We start from the raw sequence: 22675 nt of genomic DNA, 5'->3' as shown, positions 1-22675 counted from the left end.
ATGAGCAATCGTAAACCTTACGTTCGTGAAGTAAAACGCACTTGGTGGAAGAACCATCCTTTCTACCGCTTCTACATGCTACGTGAAGCGACTGTGCTTCCTTTGATCCTATTCACTCTGTTCCTAACTTTCGGTTTAGGTTGCTTGGTGAAAGGCCCTGAAGCATGGCAAGGTTGGTTGGATTTTATGGCAAACCCAATCGTAGTCGCGATCAACATCGTTGCACTACTAGGTAGCCTATTCCACGCTCAAACTTTCTTCAGCATGATGCCGCAAGTAATGCCAATTCGTTTGAAAGGCAAACTGGTGGACAAGAAAATCATCGTATTGACTCAGTGGGCCGCGGTTGCGTTCATCTCACTGATCGTTCTCATCGTGGTGTAAGGAGCTGAGCATGAAACCGAATTATAGTGTAAACACATCACCAAAACGTTCTGATGAGCCAATCTGGTGGGGTCTATTTGGTGCTGGCGGTACTTGGTTCGCGATGATCACGCCAATCACGGTATTGGTGCTAGGTATCTTGGTCCCACTAGGCGTGATTGATGCAGAAGCGATGAGCTACGAGCGTGTCTCCGAATTCGCAACCAGTATCATCGGTGCGCTATTCATCATTGGCACCCTAGCTCTACCAATGTGGCATGCGATGCACCGTGTACACCACGGCATGCACGACCTTAAATTCCACACTGGTGTGATAGGTAAAATTGCATGCTATGCATTTGCAGGCCTCATCACTGCACTAGCCGTTATCTTTATCTTCATGATTTAAGATACTGACTAAAAAGAAAAAGCTGGCTCTATGCCAGCTTTTTTATTGCTTTGGGTTACCCATGATCTTTTTGCTTTTTAAGCTTTTGACCACCCATGATCTTATTGCTGTATGACCTTCTTCGTTTGGTCCATAAGACCCAGGGCGCCAAAGCCAGTAATCACATCTAGGTTTGTTTTCAAGCCCGTTTCTTCGCTACCACCAATGTAGTTTTGTGGCATCTGAACTTGGAAGTTTTGCAAGTTGTTGTACAACGAGTTCGCTACGTCTCGATTCAACTCTGCCAAATAAACTTCACGGTTTGCCCCTAACGCCGAGTACTTCGCTTTTAGGACCTCAGATTCTGCACGACCTTTCGCTAATATCGCTTTCGCTTCAAACTCAGCAGAAAGTGCGTTCGCCTTTTGAATGGCTAAGTTAGCCTCTGCGATAGCTAGCTCTTTCTCCTTCTCGACTTCAGCAAGTCGTTTGGTTTTTTCCACTTCAACGATTTCACGCTCTGCAATCTGACGTGCAACTTCCACTTCTTTTTGCTGAGCAATAATAGCGAGTTCTTTACCACGCTGAGCGTCTTGCACTTCACGTGTTCGTTGAATCTCTTTGCGTAACTGCTCGGTCTCTGCTTGTGCTTTCGACGTTTCTTGCTCCTGAATCGCGCGAATACGATCCGCCACTAAACGCTTTTTATCCGCCAATAGCTGATCCAATTGCTTTTCTGGCTGTGGATCACCAATGGTCACCTGCGTCACTTGAATGCCGTATTGTTGTAACGGGTTGTCTTGACGAATTGGTTGCCCGGTTTTATCTACAACTGGCACCGTTTTCCAAACCAGTTGATTGGTGCGCTGTAGTTGGTTCGCATTGGCCTGATTCGCCCCAACAGGCGCAAGATCCAACTCTTCCACTTCAACCTGACGTCGCTCTGTTAGATAAATCCCCTCTCGCAACTGATCGCCAAGTTTCGATTTGAACTGGTTCAAACCACCTTGGAAAAACTCTTCACCCGTGTATTGGGTAGCAGTAATCACCGTCACGTTACGTGCGTTCTTTACAAGCAGCGCATCAATCAAGTTACTGTTGTTACGGAACTCTTTGTGCATCTTCTTCACCGCTTCAGGGTCATTACTGAGCTTAAAGCGGAATGTTACGGGGATCTGACCAATGTAGGTGTCGGCAAACCGAACCTGAATCGCATCAAGACGTTGATAAAAATCTTCGCCCTTGCTGTTACCGAATGACACAGTGATCACTTGGTCATACTTGGTGATTTTGGACAGAAATGGCATGCGAAAATGAATGCCAGGTTCAGTAAACACATCCAACTCACCAGTGATATTGTTCTGATGCACGTAGCTGTAACCTGCATCGGTCATCAGCACAGAGCTATTAATCGTTAAGCCTATTGCCAACAGCGGTACGCCAAACACCGCAGCTTTCAATCCTTTGTGTAGTAACTGACGTCTTTCTTCCACCTTTAAACCCCTTCCTAAGCCTCTGCTTTCCATTTTGTTCTCCTTTTTGGATTGTTACTGAGTTAAATCGATAAAAATCAGATTGCTATGCAACTCAACAACAAGAACTAATGTATCAAAATGTTACATTAAGGAATAATCGACAGATTCATGAAATAAATAAGATTTTTACGAATAATACAAAATCATCGAAAATTTGCGGAGGATATCGATTTTCTATGCAGGGACATTCAAGAGAGAATTACAGGCAATAAAAAAGGCCGCCGAAGCGACCTTTCAAACAATCAATCTAAAGTGCTTACTTCACACGGCCTACGTATTCAGCCGTACGAGTATCAACGCGAATCACTTCACCAATTGAGATGAACAGAGGAACACGAACAACAGCGCCAGTTGATAGCGTAGCTGGTTTACCGCCAGTACCTTGAGTATCACCTTTCAGGCCTGGATCTGTGTCTACCACTTCTAGCTCAACGAAGTTTGGTGGAGTAACAGTAATTGGGTTACCGTTCCAAAGTGTGATCATACAAGTGTTGTTTTCTACCAACCACTTAGCGTTGTCACCTACCGCTTTTGCGTCTGCTGCGATCTGTTCAAACGTTTCACTGTTCATAAAGTGGTAGAATTCGCCGTCTGAATATAGATAATCTAGGTCGATATCCATTACGTCTGCCACTTCACAAGTGTCACCAGACTTGAATGTTTTCTCTAGCACTTTACCAGAAAGAAGTTTACGAATTTTAACGCGGTTGAACGCTTGGCCTTTACCTGGTTTAACGTATTCGTTTTCCAGAATTACACAAGGCTCGTTATCAAGCATTAACTTAAGACCGCCTTTAAATTCATTGGTGCTAACTGTAGCCATTTTTTCCTCTTACATTCTTAGAGCTAAATTCAATGCCGCACATAATAACCCGAAAAGTCGAATCTGTTGAGCAAAACTGGCTCAAACAGTTGGCGAATGGGATCTCTGATCCTGCAAAATTGCTCGAAATACTGGAAATAGATCCTTCACCGTGGCAAGACGGGTTTGCCGCACGCAAGCTGTTTGCACAGCGTGTACCGCAAAGTTTTGTCGATAGGATGGAGAAAGGCAACCCTAAAGACCCTCTTTTACGTCAGGTTTTACCATTAAGTGACGAATTTGAAGTACATCCGGGCTATTCCAACGATCCGTTAGAAGAGCAGGATAATGAAGTCCCTGGTCTGCTACACAAGTATCGCAACCGCGCCTTAATGATCGTCAAAGGTGGCTGCGCGGTAAATTGCCGTTACTGTTTTCGTCGTCACTTCCCATATCAAGAAAATAAAAGCGGCAAGCAGGCATGGACAAAGTGCTTAGAGTACATGGCGCAGCAACCAGAGTTGAACGAAGTCATCTTCTCAGGTGGTGATCCATTAATGGCAAAAGACGATGAAATTCATTGGCTTTTAGAGCATATTGCTCACATACCTCACATCAAACGTCTGCGTATTCATAGCCGTTTACCTGTGGTGATTCCCGCTCGAGTCACTGATGAACTATGCCAACTGCTGCAAGCATCAAGGTTGCAAATCATCCTTGTGACTCACATCAACCATGCCAACGAAATCAATGACGAATTTGCTGAACAGATGTTCAAGCTCAAAAGAGCAGGCGTTACGCTTCTAAACCAAGGCGTTCTGTTGAAAGGCGTGAATGATTCGGTAGAAGCTCAAGTGGCATTAAGTGAAGCCTTATTTGACGCGGGTATCTTGCCTTATTACCTCCACGTTCTTGATAAGGTGCAAGGCGCGGCGCACTACTTTATTTCGGACGAAGAAGCAAAAGCCATTATGCGCGGACTCATCACGCGTGTATCGGGTTACCTGGTACCAAAACTGACACGAGAAATTGGTGGCAGGCCAAGTAAAACGCCATTGGATTTGCATTTAGAATAGGTCCTGACGCTCAATTAAATTTGTCGTCACGACCGTTCCTTTTTGTTCGCTTTGCACGGTAAGTCTATGCATACTCCGCTCTTTTGGAGGTCAAGATGCATACAGCACTCGAACAAATTTTCGATCTTGGCCCATTCAGCTGGCCTGCCCTACTATGCTGTGCCATTAATGGGCTAATGATCGGTATCGAACGCCAAACTCGTGGTAAACCTGTTGGCATTCGCACGGCAATTCTTATTATTTCAGGCACTTACCTGTTTATGTCGATGGCAGTATCGTTATCGCAAAATACACTCGATCAAGCACGCGTGCTTGGTCAGATTATTACTGGCGTCGGCTTCTTAGGCGCAGGCGTGATGATGACACTCGATGGAAAAATCCACGGCGTAACATCCGCAGCGGTTATTTGGGTACTGGCAGGATTAGGGTTGATGATCGGTTTGGGTTATTTAACGCAGTCGGTGGTCATTACCCTACTGGCTTTAACGGTGTTACTGGGCGTGGATAAAGCAGAAAACCACATCAAAGCATTGCGCCGAGGGGTTCACCAAAGAATTCAACAACGCAAAACCTCATCCCGCTTAATTAAATAGTTAACGCCGCCGATAAACTCGCTTCACCCCATCAGTAATTAAAAAGCCCTCGACGAATATCGAGGGCTTTCGGTATCTAAAAATTCTGACTTGCTCGGGGATTATTTAGCGAAGTTGATGAGTGGGAAACACTTGAAGAAACCGTTATCCGCACAGTTCAAAAGACCAATTTGTACGCCATCAATTTGATCGGTCATGTTGAAGAAACCAAACTGGAAGTTAGACTTTTTAGAGATACTCGCTAAGCCCACATCCGCCATGGTGTAGCCTTCAGAATAGTTCACCGCGCTCCAGTTCAAGCCTTTTACATTGTTCGTAATGTTGACAGCACCCAAGTTAACACCCGTCGTCTGACCTTGGTTCCAGTTAACTAAGCCTAAAGACGCACCTTTCATTTCTTGGTTTACCTTTGCTGCACCAAAAAACAGACCGAAGTTCACACCTGTCGTACGATCCGTTTCTGACATACCAAGCAGTGAAAAGTCGACACCTTTAACCTCATTCACCTGTCCATGCAACACGGCTAAACGAACACCACCAACTGACGAGTTAGAAGGTGCGTTTGTGTTGTCGATAGTAGAGAACATCACAGGTGTACTGTCAGCAAGAGCAACTGGTGATGCGATAGCGGCTGCAACCGCCAATGACGTCATAAGCTTTTTCATTTTCATCTCCATGATGGGAAGCAACAATTTACAACATAGTGTAATGTTCAGATTTTGCGCTATCCACGTTCAAAAAGTGTTAGCGGTAGGTCAGATTTAACCATCTGACTCAAAAGAAAAAATTTTGTCGCTTCTATTTTCATGTTTTTCCACTGACATTTCTTGAACTCGCCTCTCACAATCGAAGCCACATCAGAATGCTATGTTTCTCGGATAACGCGCATAAAAAAGTCGAGGCAAATGCCTCGACTTTTAAAGGTTTGGTCGGTTATCTTTCCGCTATAAGGATTCCCTTAGAGCAAAGAGATAAGCTGGCTTACATCATGCCGCCCATACCGCCCATGCCACCCATGCCGCCCATGTCAGGCATCGCTGGTGCGTCTTTTTGCGGTAGGTCAGTAACCATTGCTTCAGTCGTGATCATCAGACCCGCAACCGATGCTGCGAACTGTAGCGCAGAACGAGTTACTTTCGTTGGGTCTAGAATACCCATCTCTAGCATGTCGCCGTATTCGCCTGTTGCTGCGTTGTAACCGTAAGAGCCTTCACCCGCTTTCACATTGTTCGCAACCACTGAGTCTTCCTCACCTGCGTTCTTCGTGATTTGACGGATTGGCGCTTCCATTGCACGTAGTGCAACGCGGATACCAACGTTTTGCTCTTCGTTGTCACCCGTTAGGTGAGCAATCTTAGATGCCGCGCGGATAAGTGCAACACCACCACCGGCAACAACACCTTCTTCAACCGCTGCACGAGTTGCGGCTAGCGCATCTTCTACACGGTCTTTCTTCTCTTTCATTTCAACTTCAGTTGCTGCACCAACTTTGATTACTGCAACACCGCCAGCCAGTTTCGCTACGCGCTCTTGTAGTTTCTCTTTGTCGTAGTCTGAAGTTGCGTCTTCGATTTGTTGACGAATTTGAGCTACGCGACCAGAGATCATCTCTTCTTCACCGATACCATCGATGATAGTCGTGTTTTCTTTCGTGATAGAAACACGCTTCGCTTGACCTAGATCTTCTAGTGCTACTTTTTCAAGCTCTAGACCGATTTCTTCAGAAATCACAGTACCGCCAGTTAGGATAGCGATGTCTTGTAGCATTGCTTTACGACGGTCACCGAAGCCAGGTGCTTTCACTGCTGCAACTTTCACGATGCCACGCATGTTGTTGACAACTAATGTTGCTAGCGCTTCGCCTTCTACATCTTCTGCGATGATAAGCAGTGGACGAGACGCTTTCGCTACGGCTTCTAGCGTTGGAAGAAGTTCACGAATGTTTGAGATCTTCTTATCAACTAGCAGGATGAATGGGTTTTCTAGATCAACACTGCCTGACTCCTGGTTGTTGATGAAGTAAGGAGATAGGTAACCGCGGTCGAACTGCATACCTTCTACTACGTCTAGCTCATCTTGTAGCGCCTGACCTTCTTCAACAGTGATAACGCCATCACGGCCCACACGCTCCATTGCTTCAGCAATGATGTTACCTACGCTTGCGTCTGAGTTTGCAGAGATAGTACCAACCTGTGCGATCGCTTTCGTGTCGTTACATTCAACAGAAAGCTCTTTTAGTTGCTCTACTGCTGCTGCTACTGCTTTGTCGATACCACGCTTAAGGTCCATTGGGTTCATACCCGCTGCGACTGCTTTTAGACCTTCGTTTACGATAGATTGTGCTAGTACTGTTGCTGTTGTTGTACCGTCACCTGCCGCGTCGTTTGCTTTAGACGCAACTTCTTTAACCATTTGTGCGCCCATGTTCTGGAATTTATCTTCCAGTTCAATTTCACGCGCTACTGATACACCATCTTTCGTGATAGTCGGTGCACCAAAAGATTTGTCTAGAACGACATTACGTCCTTTAGGACCCAGTGTTACTTTTACTGCGTCAGCCAGAACGTTTACACCTTCTAGCATTTTAACTCGTGCGTCATTACCAAATTTAACGTCTTTAGCAGCCATCTTTGATTTCCTTTCTAAAATTCTTTGTGTGTAATTTCGTAATTGAATCTGAGCAAAAAATTACTCAATGATTGCTATTATTCAACGATCGCCATGATGTCGTTTTCAGACATGACAAGCACTTCTTTACCGTCGATTTTTTCAGTTTTTGTACCGTAACCTTCAGCGAAGATAACAGTATCACCAACTTTAACGTCCAGCGGCAGTACTGTGCCGTTTTCTAGGATGCGGCCTTTACCCACAGCTAGAACAACACCGCGAGTTGATTTTTCTGCAGCAGAACCAGTGAGAACGATGCCACCAGCAGACTTAGATTCAACTTCTTTACGTTCAACGATAACTCGGTCATGTAATGGACGAATGTTCATCGGTCGTCTCTCCTGAAAATTTCCATGTTTATTTGATAATTGTCCTTAGGGACTGTAGCCCCAGACACGTGATCCCTATATAAGGGGTCGAAGCAGCGATCCCAAGGGGGTGGCACAAAATTTTTGTGACTTAGTTAAAATAACGAACAACTAAGCAACGGTTTGCGTTCGAAATGCTCACTCGCCCAGCATCTCGCTTTCTTGTATCCTTGCAGTTTGCTCACCACATAGTTGTCATACATGCAGGAAAATAACAAGCTGGAACCCCAAGCGACCGATAAGCATGGTTTGTTGACCGCACCCATTCCTGAAACGCTGCGGAAAATGACCGTCCCCATGACCATGGGCATGATCGCGATTTTGATGTTTAACTTGGTGGACACGTTTTTTATCTCGTTGCTTGGTACTCAAGCGCTAGCGGCGATCAGCTATACCTTCCCTGTAACCTTTGCGGTTAACTGCATCACGATGGGGATAGGGATGGGTCTTTCGACCAACATTGGTCGCTTACTTGGACAAGGTCACGCCCCACAAGCCGCTCGGTTTACCACTCACGGTTTGTTGTTAGCGGTGTTACTCGTGGCTATCGCCTCTTCGATTGGCTTTGCCACTATTGCACCACTGTTCCGCTTTCTTGGCGCAGCCGACGACCTAATTCCACTCATCGAAGAGTACATGCAGGTGTGGTATCTCACCATTCCATTGTTGGTGATCCCAATGGCGGGCAATAGCGCGATACGAGCATCTGGGGATACAAAAACACCAGCCAAAATCATGATGTTGGCGGGCTTGATTAACGGCATGCTCGATCCGCTACTGATCTTCGGACTTGGCCCATTCCCCGAGCTTGGCATCCAAGGTGCGGCAATAGCCAGTGCTTTTAGCTGGTTAGGTGCGCTATGTGGCTCATTCTATGTGCTAGTTAAACGCGAAAAGTTGCTCGCTCAACCCCAATGGTCCTTGCTGAAACAAGATTGGCAGCAAACGTTAAAAATCGGCACTCCTGCCGCACTGTCGAACGCGATGAATCCATTGTCCGGTGCCATTCTGATGATGCTGTTATCCAACCACGGTACAGCAGCGGTTGCGGCTTACGGTGCGGCGCAGCGTATTGAGTCTATTTTGATCCTAGTCTTGATGTCTCTGACCTCAGCACTCACGCCATTCATGGCACAAAACTTAGGGGCGAAAAACCCTCAACGCGCCTTTTCCGGCTTATTTATCAGCATGCGTTTTGCGGTGGTGTTCCAAGGGTTTATCTTCTTGATGATGGTGCCATTGAGTATTCCTCTAGCGGCATTGTTCTCGCAGGAAGAAGCGGTAAAAAATCTGCTGTGGCATTACCTGCTTGTGGTGCCGTTCAGTTATGGTTTTCAAGGCATTGTGATGATGTTAATCAGTGGTTTGAATGCGATGCACAAACCATTACGAGCATTCCAATGGAGCTTTATGCGTCTGTTCGTGTTTACCCTGCCATCAGCATGGATCGGAAGCCAGATTTACAGTATTGAAGGCTTGTTTATAGGTATCGCTGTGGGGAATACGTTAGGTGGCCTACTTGGCTATATGTTTGCACTGCGCGAACGTAAATTGACGCTCATTGAACAGAGCAGCGCTTCGTAAGATTTTGTCCGATGCGTCAGCTTCCTTTGGCTGATACTCAAATACAAAAAAACCGCGGAAAGCCGCGGTTTTTCTTTATCTATTTCAAACTTACTTAGAACAGTTCTTCAGCAACTTTGTATAGATCGTTGCGTACTGGACGCTTCATGTTTTCGATCGCGTCGATGATGTCGTGGTGAACAAGTTGCTCTTTCACGATACCGACACAACGACCACCATGACCTTCGATCAATAGGTGAACAGCGTAGTTACCCATGCGAGATGCTAGAACGCGGTCAAATGCCGTTGGACGACCACCACGTTGGATGTGACCAAGTACTGTTGCACGAGTTTCACGACCTGTCGCCGCTTCGATGTCACGTGCTAGTTCATTAGCATCCATCATTAGCTCAGTCAACGCGATGATTGCGTGTTTCTTACCTTTTGCAATGCCGTCTTGGATGTTGCTGATCAGCTTGTCTTTGTCTAGACCAGTTTCTGGAGTGATGATGTACTCACAACCACCCGCGATTGCAGACATCAGAGTTAGGTCACCACAGTGACGGCCCATGATTTCTACAATTGAAATACGTTGGTGAGATGAAGAAGTATCACGTAGACGGTCGATTGCATCGATAACTGTGTTTAGTGCACTTAGGTAGCCCACTGTGTAGTCAGTACCAGCGATATCGTTATCGATTGTGCCTGGAAGACCGATACATGGGTAACCCATTTCAGTCAGTTTCTTCGCACCCATGTACGAACCGTCGCCACCGATCACGACTAGCGCATCGATACCATGTTTTTTCAGGTTCTCAATCGCTTTTTCACGCACTTCCACTTCTTTAAATTCAGGGAAACGTGCAGAACCTAGGAACGTACCACCTTTGTTGATCACATCTGAAACGCTAGAACGATCTAGCTTCTCGATGCGGCCTTCGTATAGGCCTAGGTAGCCGTCGTACACACCGAATACTTCCAATCCCTCGGATAGTGCTGTACGTACTACGCCGCGTATCGCCGCGTTCATACCAGGTGCGTCACCGCCACTTGTTAAAACACCGATCTTCTTAATCATGCTCACCCTCGATCTTTGGCAATCAATTATTTAATTTTCTTTTAGGCCCCTTGTTACCAAGCAACCTGCATAATCCAGAACTGTGCGTTATGTTACATTTCCTCTACAGGATTACCAATGAAAACGCACTTTTTTATGTAACTTTTCTACTTATGTAAGAGTATTACAGTTTCTCTATGAAACTTTGTTGATTCACATCAGGATCACGAATCTTAATAAGTATTGATGGAAAGATAGTCAATAAGTGCCTGTTTGTCGTCAGGCACTTATGGATTTTTCGAGCCCTACCAATCTTGCGCTTTTTGCTCTTTCTCTGGCCCAAAAACGACAGACAATGGATCTTGATGGATCAAAACATCCGCATCAGGAAACAAAGCTAAAAGGTTTTCCTCAACTTTATCGGCAATATAGTGCGCTTCGATTAAACGTAAGTTATCGTCTAGCTCCAAGTGCAACTGAATAAAGCGTGTCGGCCCTGACATACGGGTGCGCAGTTGATGAACCCCAAGAACCCCTTTCACATTCAAACATTCATTGCGGATTTGCTCCAATTCGGAATCCGGTAGCTTTCGGTCTAATAACGTCTGAATCGCTTCGCTGACCATTTTGAAGGCGCTGTAAAGAATGAAGACACCAATGCCAATCGCAAACACCGCATCCGCTTGCGTCACGCCAAAGTAGCTGAGTCCCAGAGCCACCATGATCGCAGCGTTCATATACAAATCAGTCTGATAATGCAGAGAATCCGCCGCGATTGCTTGGCTCCCTGTCACGCGTACCACATGTTTTTGGAACATCACCAAGCCAAGTGTGACCACAATCGCAAACAGCGATACATAAACACCGAGCTCCGGCGCATGCAGTGCGTGTGGGCGGAAAAATCGGTCAATCCCGTTCAGGATCAAAAATACCGCCGACCCCGAAATAAACATCGCCTGAGCCAAGGCCGCTAGAGACTCAGCTTTACCATGCCCAAACGTATGTTCGCGGTCTGCTGGTTGTAAGGCATAACGGACAACAACGAGATTTACCACCGACGCGGCGATATCCAACATTGAGTCGATCAGTGATGCCAATAGGCTAACTGAGCCGGTTACCCACCACGTGATGACTTTTACAATCAAGAGAAGAGTCGCCACAATAGTTGCAGTCCAAGCTGCGGTCGTCACTAAACGTGCATATTGCTGTTTCATAATCAAAGAGTTAACTCAAACCATACGTTGAGTATATTGAATGCCCATGAAATAACCAGATCAAAAAGAGGCAACCAATGGCTGCCTCTTTATATAACATCAATTCATGACTTAATTATTGCGGTATTTTTCCATGCGCTTATGCATTCTATCGCCACACTCTTGCATGCGTTCATTTTGCAACTTCACAAACTCTGCTTTTTGTTCTGACGTTAATACGCTCAGCATTTGGTGCTTTCTTTCTAGCATTTGCACACGATGCTCAGTTTGGCGTTCAACCATTTCTTTTGCTAATGCGGTCGCTTGCGCTTCATCAAAACTATCCGCTAGTAAGAGTGACTGCATTTTTGCATGGTGTGCTTGTCGCTCAGCCATACGAGCTTCGCGATTTTCAGAATATTTGCCTTTCATCTGTGCGCGGTTTGCTTCACGGAAAGACTTAAGCTGATCTTTTTGAGCATCCGTCAAACTCAAATCACGCATAATGCCGCGGTCCATTCCCATGCCACATTCATCACGCGGGCCTTGATGATGGTTTTTACCACCGTAAGCGAATGCGCTTGCTGCGCCGAGAGTAAGAGGTAGAACAACAGCAGCTAACACAAGTTTTTTTGCAGATTTCATAATTTGATTCCTTACACAGGTGAGTGATTCTTCTGAGCTGTTCTCACAGCGCTTGAGTATAGAATACGACCCACTAGGTAAAGCGACGTATAGGGAGCGTAAAGAATCGTAAAGAGTGATTTTTACCCTCTTCGCAGCACATCATTCCAATGTAATATTAAGCTATCGGTAACTTACTATAGGTGCCCCCATGGCAAACATTCTTTTAATTGATGACGATATCGAGCTAACCAGCTTATTAAAAGAAGTACTCAGTTTCGAAGGATTTGACGTCAGCGAAGCAAATGATGGCGAAGCAGGCTTAGCTGCGGTCAATGATAAGATTGATTTGATTTTGTTGGATGTCATGATGCCGAAGCTAAATGGCATGGAAACCCTTAAACGCTTGCGTGAAAACTGGGAAACTCCTGTCTTGATGCTGACCGCTAAAGGGGAAGAAATTGACCGCGTGATCGGTTTAGAGCTAGGCGCGGATGATTATTTACCGAAACCTTTTAGTGACCGTGAACTGTTAGCACGTATCCGTGCGATCTTACGCCGTACCAGCAGCACACAGAAAAACACCAAAAACAGCGATTGCATTGAGTATCAAGAGCTCCGTCTTTACCCAGGTAAACAAGAAGCATACTGCGATCAACAGTTGCTCGATCTCACAGCAACCGAGTTTGCTCTGTTGACCCACTTTGTGCAAAACCCAGGACAAGTGCTAACTAAAGAAACATTGAGCTTAGATGTGCTTGGTAAACGACTCGCCGCTTTTGATCGCGCGATCGATATGCATGTTTCGAACTTACGTAAAAAATTACCAGATCAGAGCAATGGCAAGCCGCGAATCAAAACCCTGCGTGGTCGTGGCTATATGCTGCTTGAGGAGGATTAATGCGCCTATCACGCATCAAACTGCCAAACATCAATAGCTTGTATGGGCGCATCTTTGCCATTTTTTGGTTCACTATGTTATTGGTGTTGATAGCTGTGCTATCACTGCCACATTTGGACCCTCGCAAAGCTCGCGACATTCCAGAAGAGCACTATAAACGTATGGTAGAAACGCGTGACGCAATCCAACAAAAATACAGTCAGCAAACTGATTTAGGTCGAATACTATTTCGTATCGAGGGTAACCGTCACGGTAAGCATGACCCTCGTCCGCGCGTATTTTTTTCTGACTACAGCGGTAATGTTCTTACGACAGAAAAACGCAGTAACTTCCAATTGCGTGCCATACAAAACTTTGTCACCAGTATCGAAGATTACAACCAGCCAAAGCAGAAACTGTATGGTCGATACATGATTGCAGGTCCAATCCCAATTACTTTGGCTGGCTCCGATATCTTGATGTATGTGGGCTTCAAGTGGAATGAGCCACCACCACTACTCTTGCGTCTGTTTGATCACCCATTCCAGCTATTGCTCGCGGTCATGCTGGTTAGTACACCACTGCTGTTATGGCTTGCTTGGGCATTGAGTCAGCCAGCGCGTCGTCTTGAAGCCGCCGCTCAACGTGTCGCGAAAGGCGAATTTGTCACAGACCCAAATTTAGAAAAAGGCACAGCAGAGTTTCGTCAGGCTGGCAGCAGCTTCAACCAGATGGTCGAGGCGGTCAATCAGATGATTTCAGGACAGCAACGCCTGCTATCCGACATCTCTCACGAGTTACGCTCACCTTTAACTCGCCTACGTATGGCGAGCGCATTAGCGACGCGTAAGCAGGGTGAAAGCCCAGAACTGACTCGTATCGATACCGAAGCGCAGCGCTTGGAACAGATGATCAGCGAATTGCTTGAACTGTCTCGCATGCAGGCAAACAGCCATATGACTCGCGAAACGCAGCCACTGGAAAGTTTGTGGGAAGAGATCATTAAAGATGCGCAGTTTGAAGCTGAGCAAATGGGCAAGCACCTACACTATTCTGAACTGCCAAAACGAAGTATCTCCGGCAATCCTAAACTGCTGATGAGTGCGGTGGAAAACATCGTTCGTAACGCCATCTATTACGGGAAAGATGAGGTGCAAATCGACATCAAGGCCGATGAGGATACGCTGCATATCACGGTTGATGACAATGGCGAGGGCGTTCCAGAAGAAGAATTAGCCGCGATTTTTCGCCCGTTTTATCGCGTTTCGACTGCCCGCGATCGCCACTCCGGCGGCACGGGTCTCGGCCTAACCATTACCGAAAGTGCCATCCGCCAGCACAGTGGCACGATCGTCGCCAGTCGAAGTCCGTTAGGCGGATTGCGCATGAGTATCACCTTACCTATCAATCGTTAACTTCAAGCCGATGGGCTAACAGTAAGCCACACCATATTTCTAGAGTGAGAGATTCACGGCTTCATCTTCACTTTAGAAATTGGGTGGGAACGCCTTCGAATACCCTTACAAAGATCAAAGTTGATAATAATTATCGTTAGCATTAAAGTAAATTTTCCAATTAAGGAGGATTTACTATGTCACATACATTTCCCGCTCTGCCTTACCCGTACGATTCACTAGAGCCGTACATCGACGCGAAAACCATGGAAGTGCATTACAGCAAACATCACAAGACTTATTTCGATAAGTTCGTAAGTGCCGTTGAAGGGAGCGAGCTCGAAACTCAGTCATTAGACGAGATCTTTGACAATATCTCTAAGCTCAGCCCTGCAGTGCGTAATAATGGCGGCGGCTATTATAACCACATCATTTATTGGAATTGCATGTCACCAAACGGTGGCGGTGAGCCTCAAGGCGCACTTGCTCAGGCAATTAACGATAAATTTGGTAGCTTTGCGCAATTTAAAGAAGCGTTTGCCCAAGCCGCGATAAATACCTTTGGGTCTGGCTTTGCATGGCTGATCGTAAAAGATGGAGAGATTCACATTACGTCCACCAGCAATCAAGATAACCCTCTGATGGACGTAGTGGATGTACGCGGCGAGCCAATTCTCGCTCTTGACGTGTGGGAGCACGCGTATTACATCAGCTACCAAAACCGTCGTCCAGAATACATTGACGCATGGTGGAACGTCGTTAATTGGCGAGCGGTTGAAGAAAATTACGCTCACGCTCTATTATAAAGAGCATCGATAGTTACGGTATTAGCGTCCGCGCTAATGCCTGCTTTCATGCCCAGGTCAATCTTGCTGAATCTCGCATATCTTGCTGACTTGGGTATATACTGCCCCTCTATTTGACCAACTCTATTTCAATACCATGTTTGATATCGCTTTATACGAACCAGAAATCGCGCCGAACACCGGCAACATCATTCGACTATGCGCCAACTGCGGTGCAAACCTTCACTTAATTGAACCTCTGGGTTTCGATCTTGAAGAGAAGAAAGTCCGCCGTGCTGGTTTGGATTACCATGATTTAGCTCGCGTAACGCGTCATAAGAACTATCAAGCATTCTTAGAATATTTAGAGAAAGAGAAACAAGGGAACTACCGATTGTTTGCCTGCACCACCAAAACCACAGGTCACCACGTTGATGCACAATACCAAGCAGGTGACGTATTGATGTTTGGTCCAGAAACTCGTGGCTTGCCTGCTGAAATCATCGATAGCTTGCCAATGGAGCAGCGTATCCGCATTCCAATGATGCCAGATGCGCGTAGCCTAAACCTTTCGAACGCCGTTGCGATCATTGCTTTTGAAGCATGGCGTCAAATGGGATTTGAAGGCGCGTTGTAAGCACCACGATTTTCAGACACAAAAAAGGGCGCTCGTGCGCCCTTTTGTTTTCTTTACTCTCTGACTCAATCAGTTGAGCTTGTTGCGATCATCATCGTCTTTACGCTCGTATTCCCCTTCAAAGGTATTGCCATCGTCTGACTGGGAATTAAATGGGTCACGGCGAAACGGGTCTTGCTCAAATGGCCCTTGGTTAGAGAAACCACCTTGGAAGCCACCACCATGCATGGTTTTCACCACCATTTTACTCATCAAGTATTTGGCAATCGCGGCGCGTGGCGCAGGAAGCAACACCAGCATACCAAGAGCATCGGTCATAAAGCCCGGTGTTAACAGCAGCACGCCAGCCACCGCTAGCATTACGCCTTCAAAAATTTGCTGGGCTGGAATTTCACCTTGTTCCAGACGCCCCTGCACCGACATCAGAGTTTGGATGCCTTGGCTGCGCACCAACGATGCACCGACAAATGCCGTGATTAATACTAATGCGATAGTCGGCCACAAACCTAAAAAGCCGCCCACCTGAATAAATAAGCCGATTTCAATGATCGGGACAAAAATAAATGCCAATAATAAGATAGGAAACACACGCCCTCCTTTGTTTAATTCAGTGTAATGGTAAAAGCAGACTAAGCTCAAACGAATCGTTGTAAAAAAGCGTGTTCATACTGGTCTCTTCCTACGCAGAAAAAGTGGTAGTGGAGTGTTTCATTCAATTGCATACCGATTTTTTCGTGCTTTTAAAGTGCTAATTTCGAACTCTAAAAACCCATGTTTGTCGAGGAAAATCGAGTACCCATAAAGGGTTATTAATAACCCTTTCATACTTTGCAAATTATTGACTCATGAAAAACGAAAAAGGTGATCTAGTTACTATTTTTATGCGCTAGGTGCAGTATCATGTGCCACATAAGTCAGGACGGATTTTCCAGCCAAAAATTCTGATGAATGGATTCTAGATTGCAGAAATGGCTAATAAATAACTTTATTATCAGAATTATCATCTAAGGATCCTGCTATGGCTACCCTATCTGATGCTCCAAAAACAGCAAACCCAGCCACTCGTATTGAAGAAGATCTATTAGGTCAACGTCATGTCCCTGCAGATGCGTACTACGGTATTCATACGCTACGTGCGATCGAGAACTTCAACATCTCTAATATGACCATCTCTGACGTACCAGAATTTGTACGCGGTATGGTAATGACCAAAAAAGCAGCGGCGTTGGCAAACAAAGAACTTGGTGCGATTCCAAAAGACGTTGCAAACTACATCATCGAAGCGTGTGATTTGATCCTAGAAACTGGCAAGTGCATGGATCAGTTCCCATCAGACGTATTCCAAGGTGGTGCGGGCACTTCCGTGAACATGAACACAAACGAAGTGATCGCAAACGTTGCGCTTGAGCTAATGGGTAAAGAGAAAGGTCAATACGAATTTGTTAACCCAAATGACCACGTAAACAAGAGCCAATCAACCAACTGTGCGTACCCAACGGGTTTCCGTATCGCGGTTTACAACAGCGTACACAAACTAATGGAAGCAATTGAGTACCTAAAAGGCGCATTCGAACTTAAAGCAATTGAGTTTAAAGATGTACTGAAAATGGGTCGTACTCAGCTACAAGACGCGGTACCGATGACTGTAGGTCAAGAGTTCCACGCTTGGGCAGTAACACTAAACGAAGAGATTCGTGCTCTAGATTACACCTCTAAACTACTCCTAGAAATCAACCTAGGCGCAACCGCAATCGGTACAGGTCTAAATACACCGACTGGCTACCAAGCGCTTGCAGTAAAACATCTAGCGGAAGTAACAGGTCTTGAAGTTGTTGCGGCAGAAGACCTTATCGAAGCGACTTCTGACTGTGGCGCATACGTAATGACGCACAGTGCACTAAAACGTCTAGCGGTGAAACTATCGAAGATCTGTAACGACCTTCGTCTACTTTCTTCTGGCCCACGCGCTGGTCTAAATGAATTGAACCTACCTGAAATGCAAGCAGGTTCTTCAATCATGCCAGCAAAAGTAAACCCAGTTATCCCAGAAGTAGTAAACCAAGTTTGCTTCAAAGTTCTAGGTAACGACAACACGGTTTCTTTCGCAGCAGAAGGCGGTCAGCTACAGCTAAACGTAATGGAACCAGTTATCGCACAAAGCATGTTTGAGTCTATCTCTCTACTACACAATGCGTGTGTGAACCTACGTGATAAATGTATCGACGGCATCACAGTCAATAAAGAGACTTGTGAAAACTACGTTTACAACTCTATCGGTATCGTCACTTATCTAAACCCATACATCGGCCACCACGAAGGTGACATCGTAGGTAAGATTTGTGCGGAAACCGGTAAGAGTGTTCGCGAAGTTGTGCTAGAGCGCGGCCTGCTAACCGCAGAAGAGCTTGATGAAATCTTGTCAGTCGAAAACTTCATGCATCCAACTTACAAAGCGAAACGCTACGAGTAATAACTAATTCGAAGGGGGCCACTCAGGCCCCTTTTTTAGGCTCTCATACGGTTAACCACATTTTTTATATGCTTTTATTGCCATTAGGCCACTGGGTTCTAATTCTCTGAGCATTTACTCCTGTTCCTGAGTGTTCAAAAAATCAGAATCAATAAAAAACTAAAGAGGTATCAATATGGTCATGGTCGAACTCTTCGTGGTTCTGCTCTTCATCTATTTGGGGGCTAGAATCGGCGGTATCGGCATTGGTTTTGCTGGTGGTGCTGGGGTCATTGCGTTGTCTTTGATTTTAGGTGTGCCAACAAGCCAAGCTTACATCCCAGTTGACGTAATTTTGATCATCATGTCTGTCATCACGGCTATCGCAGCAATGCAAGTGGCAGGTGGTTTAGACTGGATGGTGCAAGTTGCTGAAAACTTTTTGCGCAAGCATCCTGAGCGCATCACCTTTTATGCGCCTATCGTAACTTACCTAATGACGCTGATGGCTGGTACCGGCCACACGGCATTCTCTACGTTGCCAGTGATTGCAGAAGTCGCGAAAGGCCAAGGCGTGCGTCCTTCTCGTCCACTGTCTATCGCAGTAGTGGCATCGCAAATCGCGATCACTGCATCACCAATCTCAGCGGCTGTTGTCGCGTTTGCGGCAATGCTGCACCCATTTGGCGTTGACTACCTAACACTACTAGCAATCTGTATCCCAACGACGTTCATCGCGTGCATGATCGGTGCGTTCGTGGCGAACTTCATGGGCTGTGAGCTAAAAGACGATGCTGAATACCAAGAGCGTCTAGAAAAAGGCTTAATCAAGCTAAATACAGAAGCAAAACGCGAAATCCTACCAACAGCGAAGAAAGCTACCTTCATCTTCCTAGGCGCAATCGCATTCGTAGTGTGTTACGCAGCAGCAATTTCTGGCTCTGTTGGCCTTATCGAGAACCCTGCTCTAGGTCGTAACGAAGCTATCATGACGGTAATGCTAGCAGCCGCGGCAGCTATCGTAATGAGCTGTAAAATCGACGCTGGCAAAATCCCAGCAGCAGCAACATTCCGCTCTGGTATGACAGCGTGTGTGTGTGTTCTTGGTGTGGCATGGTTAGGTTCTACCTTCGTTAACGCGCACGTTGACGGCATCAAAGAAGTGGCTGGTGCGCTACTAGCAGACTACCCATGGATGCTAGCACTGGTTCTATTCTTCGCTTCAATGCTGCTTTACTCTCAAGGTGCAACCACGGTTGCGCTAATGCCAGCAGCACTTGCTATCGGTGTAGCACCACTAACCGCCGTTGCGTCTTTCGCAGCAGTAAGTGCGCTATTCGTACTACCAACTTACCCAACGCTACTTGCGGCGGTTGAGATGGACGACACGGGTTCAACTCGCATCGGTAAGTACGTATTCAACCACCCATTCTTTGTACCTGGTGTGGTAACCATCGCTTCTGCGGTAGCACTTGGCTTCGCATTCGGTGGTCTACTGATCTAGTGGAAACAGAGTCTTACTCGGGGAGCTTCGGCTCCCTTTTTTATTGCCTGTCGTTTTGAATTATGCTCAATAAATCTTCATTTTCATGAAACTTATTGACTCGCCTCCGGGTCTGATTGAGTTACACTAACGGCAATTATCTAAGATGAATTGACTCTTTTATGCGCGCATTACTTTCCGTTTTACTCTTAGGGCTTATTACCTTTTCCACTCCAGCTTTAGCCTTGTTCGGCAAAGACCAGTTTACCAATAGCCAGAACAACAGTTTTGGTAGCAGCAGCGACAGCTTTGTTCCGGTCGATCAGGCATTTCCGTTTAGTTTTTACCAGCAAGACGACAAATTGATGCTCGATTGGCAGGTACGCGATGGTTATTACCTGTATCAAGAGCGTTTATCTGTGTCTGGTGAGAACATCTCACTGGGCGAACTGCAAATGGAAAACGGCACGCCACATAAAGATGAATTCTTTGGTGATGTGCATATCTATACCACACCACTATTTGTCAATATCCCACTGAGTAATTGGCAAGAGGGCGCGCGCGTCCTTGTGCAATATCAAGGCTGTGCGAAAGCGGGCTTCTGTTACCCACCAGAAACACGTGAGATTCCAATCAGCGCGTTTTCTTCATCCAATTCCGACACCGTAGCACCGACTGCCAAGGCACCAGCGACAGAACAAGCACAGCCAACAACAAAATCAACCACCACTTCAGTACCAGTCAGTGAGCAAGATAGCTTAGCCGCGAATCTAGCCGACAAGTGGTGGACGCCGTTGTTGTTTTTGGCACTTGGTGTGGGTCTAGCATTTACCCCTTGTGTACTGCCGATGTATCCCATTCTCACCAGCATCGTGCTTGGTAGCGGCAAACTGAGCCAACGTCGTGCGCTTGGTTTGTCCTTTGTTTACGTACAAGGCATGGCACTAACTTACACGCTGCTCGGCCTTGTAGTGGCGTCTGCGGGCATGCAGTTCCAAGCGGCGATGCAACACCCTTATGTGCTGATTGGTTTAAGTGTACTGTTCATCGCATTAGCTATGTCGATGTTTGGTCTGTACTCATTGCAGTTACCAAGCAGCGTGCAAACGTGGCTGAATAACTTAAGTAACAAGCAGCAAGGTGGTAGCAGTGCAGGCGTGTTTGCAATGGGGGCAATATCTGGCTTGGTTTGTTCTCCGTGTACTACCGCCCCACTCTCTGGTGCGCTGCTTTACGTCGCACAAAGTGGCGACTTACTCACTGGTGGGGTCGCCCTTTACGCGCTGGCGATGGGCATGGGTATTCCGTTGATCCTTGTAGCGGTATTTGGCAACAAGTTGCTACCAAAAGCCGGCGGTTGGATGGACCGCGTGAAAACGCTGTTCGGCTTTATTCTGCTTGCTGCGCCTATCTTCTTGTTGGAACGTATCATGCCAGAAATATGGTCAACAATTCTGTGGTCAACACTGGGCATCGCTGCCTTTGGTTGGCTGTATCATGTGAAAAACAGCTTGGAGTTTGGTGGCTGGAAACAAAGCGCCGTTGGCATCATGGCCGTATTGGGTTTGCTCGCGTCAGCACAGCCAGTATTAAATTACTGGTTTGGTAATAACGCAACGCAAGCTCAACAAACTTCCGTAAGCTTTACACGCATTGCCAATGTTGCAGAGTTGGAAGAACAACTAGCGCTAGCCAAAACAGCTGGCAAACCTGTGATGCTCGACTTCTACGCCGATTGGTGTGTGGCGTGTAAAGAGTTTGAGAAGTACACCTTCCATGATCCAAGCGTCGAAGCCAAGCTAAAAGACTTTGTTCTTTTGCAAGCTGATGTAACCAAGAACCAAGTGCAAGATATTGAGTTACTCAAACACATGAACGTACTTGGCTTGCCAACCATCGAGTTCTGGGATGCGAATGGCGAACACATTTCAAACGCGCGTTTAACCGGCTTTATGCAAGCCGAGCCTTTCTTAGAGCACATCCAACAATTCTGATCACCAGATATTCAAACGCCAGTGATGACCACTGGCGTTTTTTATTACCCAGATTTGAATGAGAAAATTGCGCTTATATGCAATTTTCCTAATAAAAGTCGATTTGGTTCAGACTTTTAGCGAATAAATATTGTCCACTCTCTCAAAGCTGGACAATAATAAATTTAACGAAATAGTCAAAAGTGTTTAACGTCATGGATTCGACCTACACCATCATCATTGCAGATGATCACCCACTCTTCCGTAATGCCTTGTTTCAATCTATCCACATGGCAATCAGTGGGGCAAATTTGCTGGAAGCGGACTCACTCGACGCACTACTGGCTTTGTTAGAGCGAGAAGAAGAGCCAGATTTGGTGCTATTGGATCTCAAAATGCCAGGAGCAAATGGTATGTCTGGCTTGATTCACTTGCGAGCAGAACACCCAGACTTACCAATCGTCGTCGTCTCGGCTAGTGAAGAGCCAGCGATCGTGACACAAGTGAAAAGCCATGGTGCGTTTGGTTTTATTCCTAAATCGAGCGATATGCGCGAATTGGTGAATGCGCTCAATCAAGTGCTCAATGGCGACCCGTATTTTCCTGAAGGGCTGATCACCAATAACGCGGCATGTAATGACTTAGCGGAGAAGATTGCCGCGCTAACGCCACAGCAATATAAGGTGTTGGGGATGTTGTCAGATGGCTTACTGAACAAACAAATCGCCTACGAATTGAATGTTTCAGAAGCCACCATCAAAGCGCATATGACGGCGATTTTCCGCAAGCTCGGCGTAAAAAACCGCACACAAGCCGTCATCATGCTAACGGAGATGAACGACTAG

Annotated in this window: 22 protein-coding genes; 13 read left to right on the top strand and 9 right to left on the bottom strand. The window is 46.2% G+C overall.

The features are described 5' to 3' along the window. The gene (frdC, locus tag FKN16_RS21730; protein WP_005395419.1) at positions 1–384 is read left to right on the top strand and encodes a fumarate reductase subunit FrdC; all 384 of its coding nucleotides are present in this window, start codon (positions 1–3) and stop codon (positions 382–384) included. Positions 385–394: 10 nt separating this feature from the next. Continuing rightward, positions 395–772, top strand: a complete 378-nt coding sequence (frdD, locus tag FKN16_RS21725) for a fumarate reductase subunit FrdD (RefSeq protein ID WP_005395421.1) — start codon at positions 395–397, stop codon at positions 770–772. A gap of 101 nt (positions 773–873) precedes the next feature. On the opposite strand, the gene FKN16_RS21720 is transcribed toward frdD, so the two are convergent. After that, positions 874–2277, bottom strand: coding sequence for an SPFH domain-containing protein (locus FKN16_RS21720; protein WP_005395423.1), 1404 nt, complete (start codon positions 2275–2277; stop codon positions 874–876). Positions 2278–2542: 265 nt separating this feature from the next. Next, on the bottom strand, positions 2543–3109 hold the full coding sequence (efp, locus tag FKN16_RS21715) for an elongation factor P (protein ID WP_005395425.1): 567 nt from the start codon (positions 3107–3109) through the stop codon (positions 2543–2545). Positions 3110–3141: 32 nt separating this feature from the next. Between efp and epmB the strand changes: the two genes are divergently transcribed. Together epmB and FKN16_RS21705 are read left to right on the top strand one after the other, a co-directional pair. Then, positions 3142–4164, top strand: coding sequence for an EF-P beta-lysylation protein EpmB (epmB, locus tag FKN16_RS21710; RefSeq protein ID WP_005381502.1), 1023 nt, complete (start codon positions 3142–3144; stop codon positions 4162–4164). A 95-nt stretch (positions 4165–4259) separates the two neighbouring features. Then, positions 4260–4757, top strand: a complete 498-nt coding sequence (locus FKN16_RS21705) for an MgtC/SapB family protein (RefSeq protein ID WP_170903521.1) — start codon at positions 4260–4262, stop codon at positions 4755–4757. Positions 4758–4858: 101 nt separating this feature from the next. Here the strand turns inward: FKN16_RS21705 and FKN16_RS21700 are convergent, their stop codons facing one another. The 3 genes from FKN16_RS21700 to FKN16_RS21690 all read right to left on the bottom strand — a co-directional run bounded on the left by FKN16_RS21700 (position 4859) and on the right by FKN16_RS21690 (position 7753). Further along, positions 4859–5422 carry a hypothetical protein gene (locus tag FKN16_RS21700; RefSeq protein WP_005395435.1) on the bottom strand — a complete coding sequence of 188 codons (564 nt, stop codon included), beginning with the start codon at positions 5420–5422 and terminating at the stop codon, positions 4859–4861. Between the two features lie 316 nt (positions 5423–5738). Continuing rightward, the gene (groL, locus tag FKN16_RS21695; RefSeq protein WP_005381509.1) at positions 5739–7385 is read right to left on the bottom strand and encodes a chaperonin GroEL; all 1647 of its coding nucleotides are present in this window, start codon (positions 7383–7385) and stop codon (positions 5739–5741) included. A gap of 77 nt (positions 7386–7462) precedes the next feature. Next, positions 7463–7753, bottom strand: a complete 291-nt coding sequence (locus FKN16_RS21690; protein WP_005381516.1) for a co-chaperone GroES — start codon at positions 7751–7753, stop codon at positions 7463–7465. Between the two features lie 240 nt (positions 7754–7993). Here FKN16_RS21690 and FKN16_RS21685 point away from each other — a divergent pair, with 240 nt between their 5' ends. Continuing rightward, entirely contained in the window at positions 7994–9376 is a 1383-nt protein-coding gene (locus tag FKN16_RS21685) for an MATE family efflux transporter (RefSeq protein WP_074190085.1), read from the top strand. 94 nt (positions 9377–9470) lie between these two features. On the opposite strand, the gene pfkA is transcribed toward FKN16_RS21685, so the two are convergent. From pfkA to FKN16_RS21670, 3 genes are all read right to left on the bottom strand, one after another. Then, positions 9471–10433 (bottom strand): 6-phosphofructokinase, encoded by a 963-nt coding sequence (pfkA, locus tag FKN16_RS21680; RefSeq protein WP_005397529.1) that lies wholly within the window; start codon positions 10431–10433, stop codon positions 9471–9473. A 284-nt stretch (positions 10434–10717) separates the two neighbouring features. After that, positions 10718–11626 carry a CDF family cation-efflux transporter FieF gene (fieF, locus tag FKN16_RS21675; RefSeq protein WP_005397530.1) on the bottom strand — a complete coding sequence of 303 codons (909 nt, stop codon included), beginning with the start codon at positions 11624–11626 and terminating at the stop codon, positions 10718–10720. Positions 11627–11737: 111 nt separating this feature from the next. Beyond that, positions 11738–12250: a CpxP family protein gene (locus FKN16_RS21670; RefSeq protein WP_170903520.1), complete on the bottom strand. Its 513-nt coding sequence runs from the start codon at positions 12248–12250 to the stop codon at positions 11738–11740. A gap of 190 nt (positions 12251–12440) precedes the next feature. Here FKN16_RS21670 and FKN16_RS21665 point away from each other — a divergent pair, with 190 nt between their 5' ends. The 4 genes from FKN16_RS21665 to trmL all read left to right on the top strand — a co-directional run bounded on the left by FKN16_RS21665 (position 12441) and on the right by trmL (position 15925). Continuing rightward, positions 12441–13130, top strand: coding sequence for a response regulator (locus FKN16_RS21665; protein ID WP_005397534.1), 690 nt, complete (start codon positions 12441–12443; stop codon positions 13128–13130). Next, positions 13130–14524, top strand: a complete 1395-nt coding sequence (cpxA, locus tag FKN16_RS21660; protein ID WP_170903519.1) for an envelope stress sensor histidine kinase CpxA — start codon at positions 13130–13132, stop codon at positions 14522–14524. Before FKN16_RS21665 ends, cpxA begins: the two co-directional genes overlap by 1 nt. A 176-nt stretch (positions 14525–14700) precedes the next feature. Then, a complete protein-coding gene (locus FKN16_RS21655) occupies positions 14701–15309 on the top strand; it encodes a superoxide dismutase (protein WP_005397537.1) in 609 nt (202 codons plus the stop codon). A 136-nt stretch (positions 15310–15445) separates the two neighbouring features. Next, positions 15446–15925: a tRNA (uridine(34)/cytosine(34)/5-carboxymethylaminomethyluridine(34)-2'-O)-methyltransferase TrmL gene (trmL, locus tag FKN16_RS21650; protein ID WP_005382381.1), complete on the top strand. Its 480-nt coding sequence runs from the start codon at positions 15446–15448 to the stop codon at positions 15923–15925. Positions 15926–15994: 69 nt separating this feature from the next. Here trmL and FKN16_RS21645 read toward each other — a convergent pair whose 3' ends face one another. Continuing rightward, complete coding sequence (locus FKN16_RS21645; RefSeq protein WP_053807754.1) at positions 15995–16513, bottom strand: FxsA family protein; 519 nt, start codon at positions 16511–16513, stop codon at positions 15995–15997. Between the two features lie 430 nt (positions 16514–16943). On the opposite strand from FKN16_RS21645, the gene aspA reads away from it, so the two are divergent. The 4 genes from aspA (at position 16944) to FKN16_RS21625 (ending at position 22675) form a co-directional block, all read left to right on the top strand. After that, on the top strand, positions 16944–18395 hold the full coding sequence (gene aspA, locus FKN16_RS21640) for an aspartate ammonia-lyase (RefSeq protein WP_170903518.1): 1452 nt from the start codon (positions 16944–16946) through the stop codon (positions 18393–18395). Positions 18396–18570: 175 nt separating this feature from the next. Next, on the top strand, positions 18571–19878 hold the full coding sequence (locus tag FKN16_RS21635) for an anaerobic C4-dicarboxylate transporter (protein WP_005382378.1): 1308 nt from the start codon (positions 18571–18573) through the stop codon (positions 19876–19878). A 161-nt stretch (positions 19879–20039) separates the two neighbouring features. Then, positions 20040–21851: a protein-disulfide reductase DsbD gene (locus tag FKN16_RS21630; protein ID WP_170903517.1), complete on the top strand. Its 1812-nt coding sequence runs from the start codon at positions 20040–20042 to the stop codon at positions 21849–21851. Positions 21852–22045: 194 nt separating this feature from the next. After that, a complete protein-coding gene (locus tag FKN16_RS21625) occupies positions 22046–22675 on the top strand; it encodes a response regulator transcription factor (RefSeq protein ID WP_005397542.1) in 630 nt (209 codons plus the stop codon).

It is taken from the genome of Vibrio sp. 11-4(1) (genome assembly GCF_013048625.1).
Taxonomy (GTDB): domain Bacteria; phylum Pseudomonadota; class Gammaproteobacteria; order Enterobacterales; family Vibrionaceae; genus Vibrio; species Vibrio diabolicus.
The sequence above is the reverse complement of the archived record's forward strand: the minus strand, read 5'-3'. Positions and strand labels throughout refer to the sequence as shown.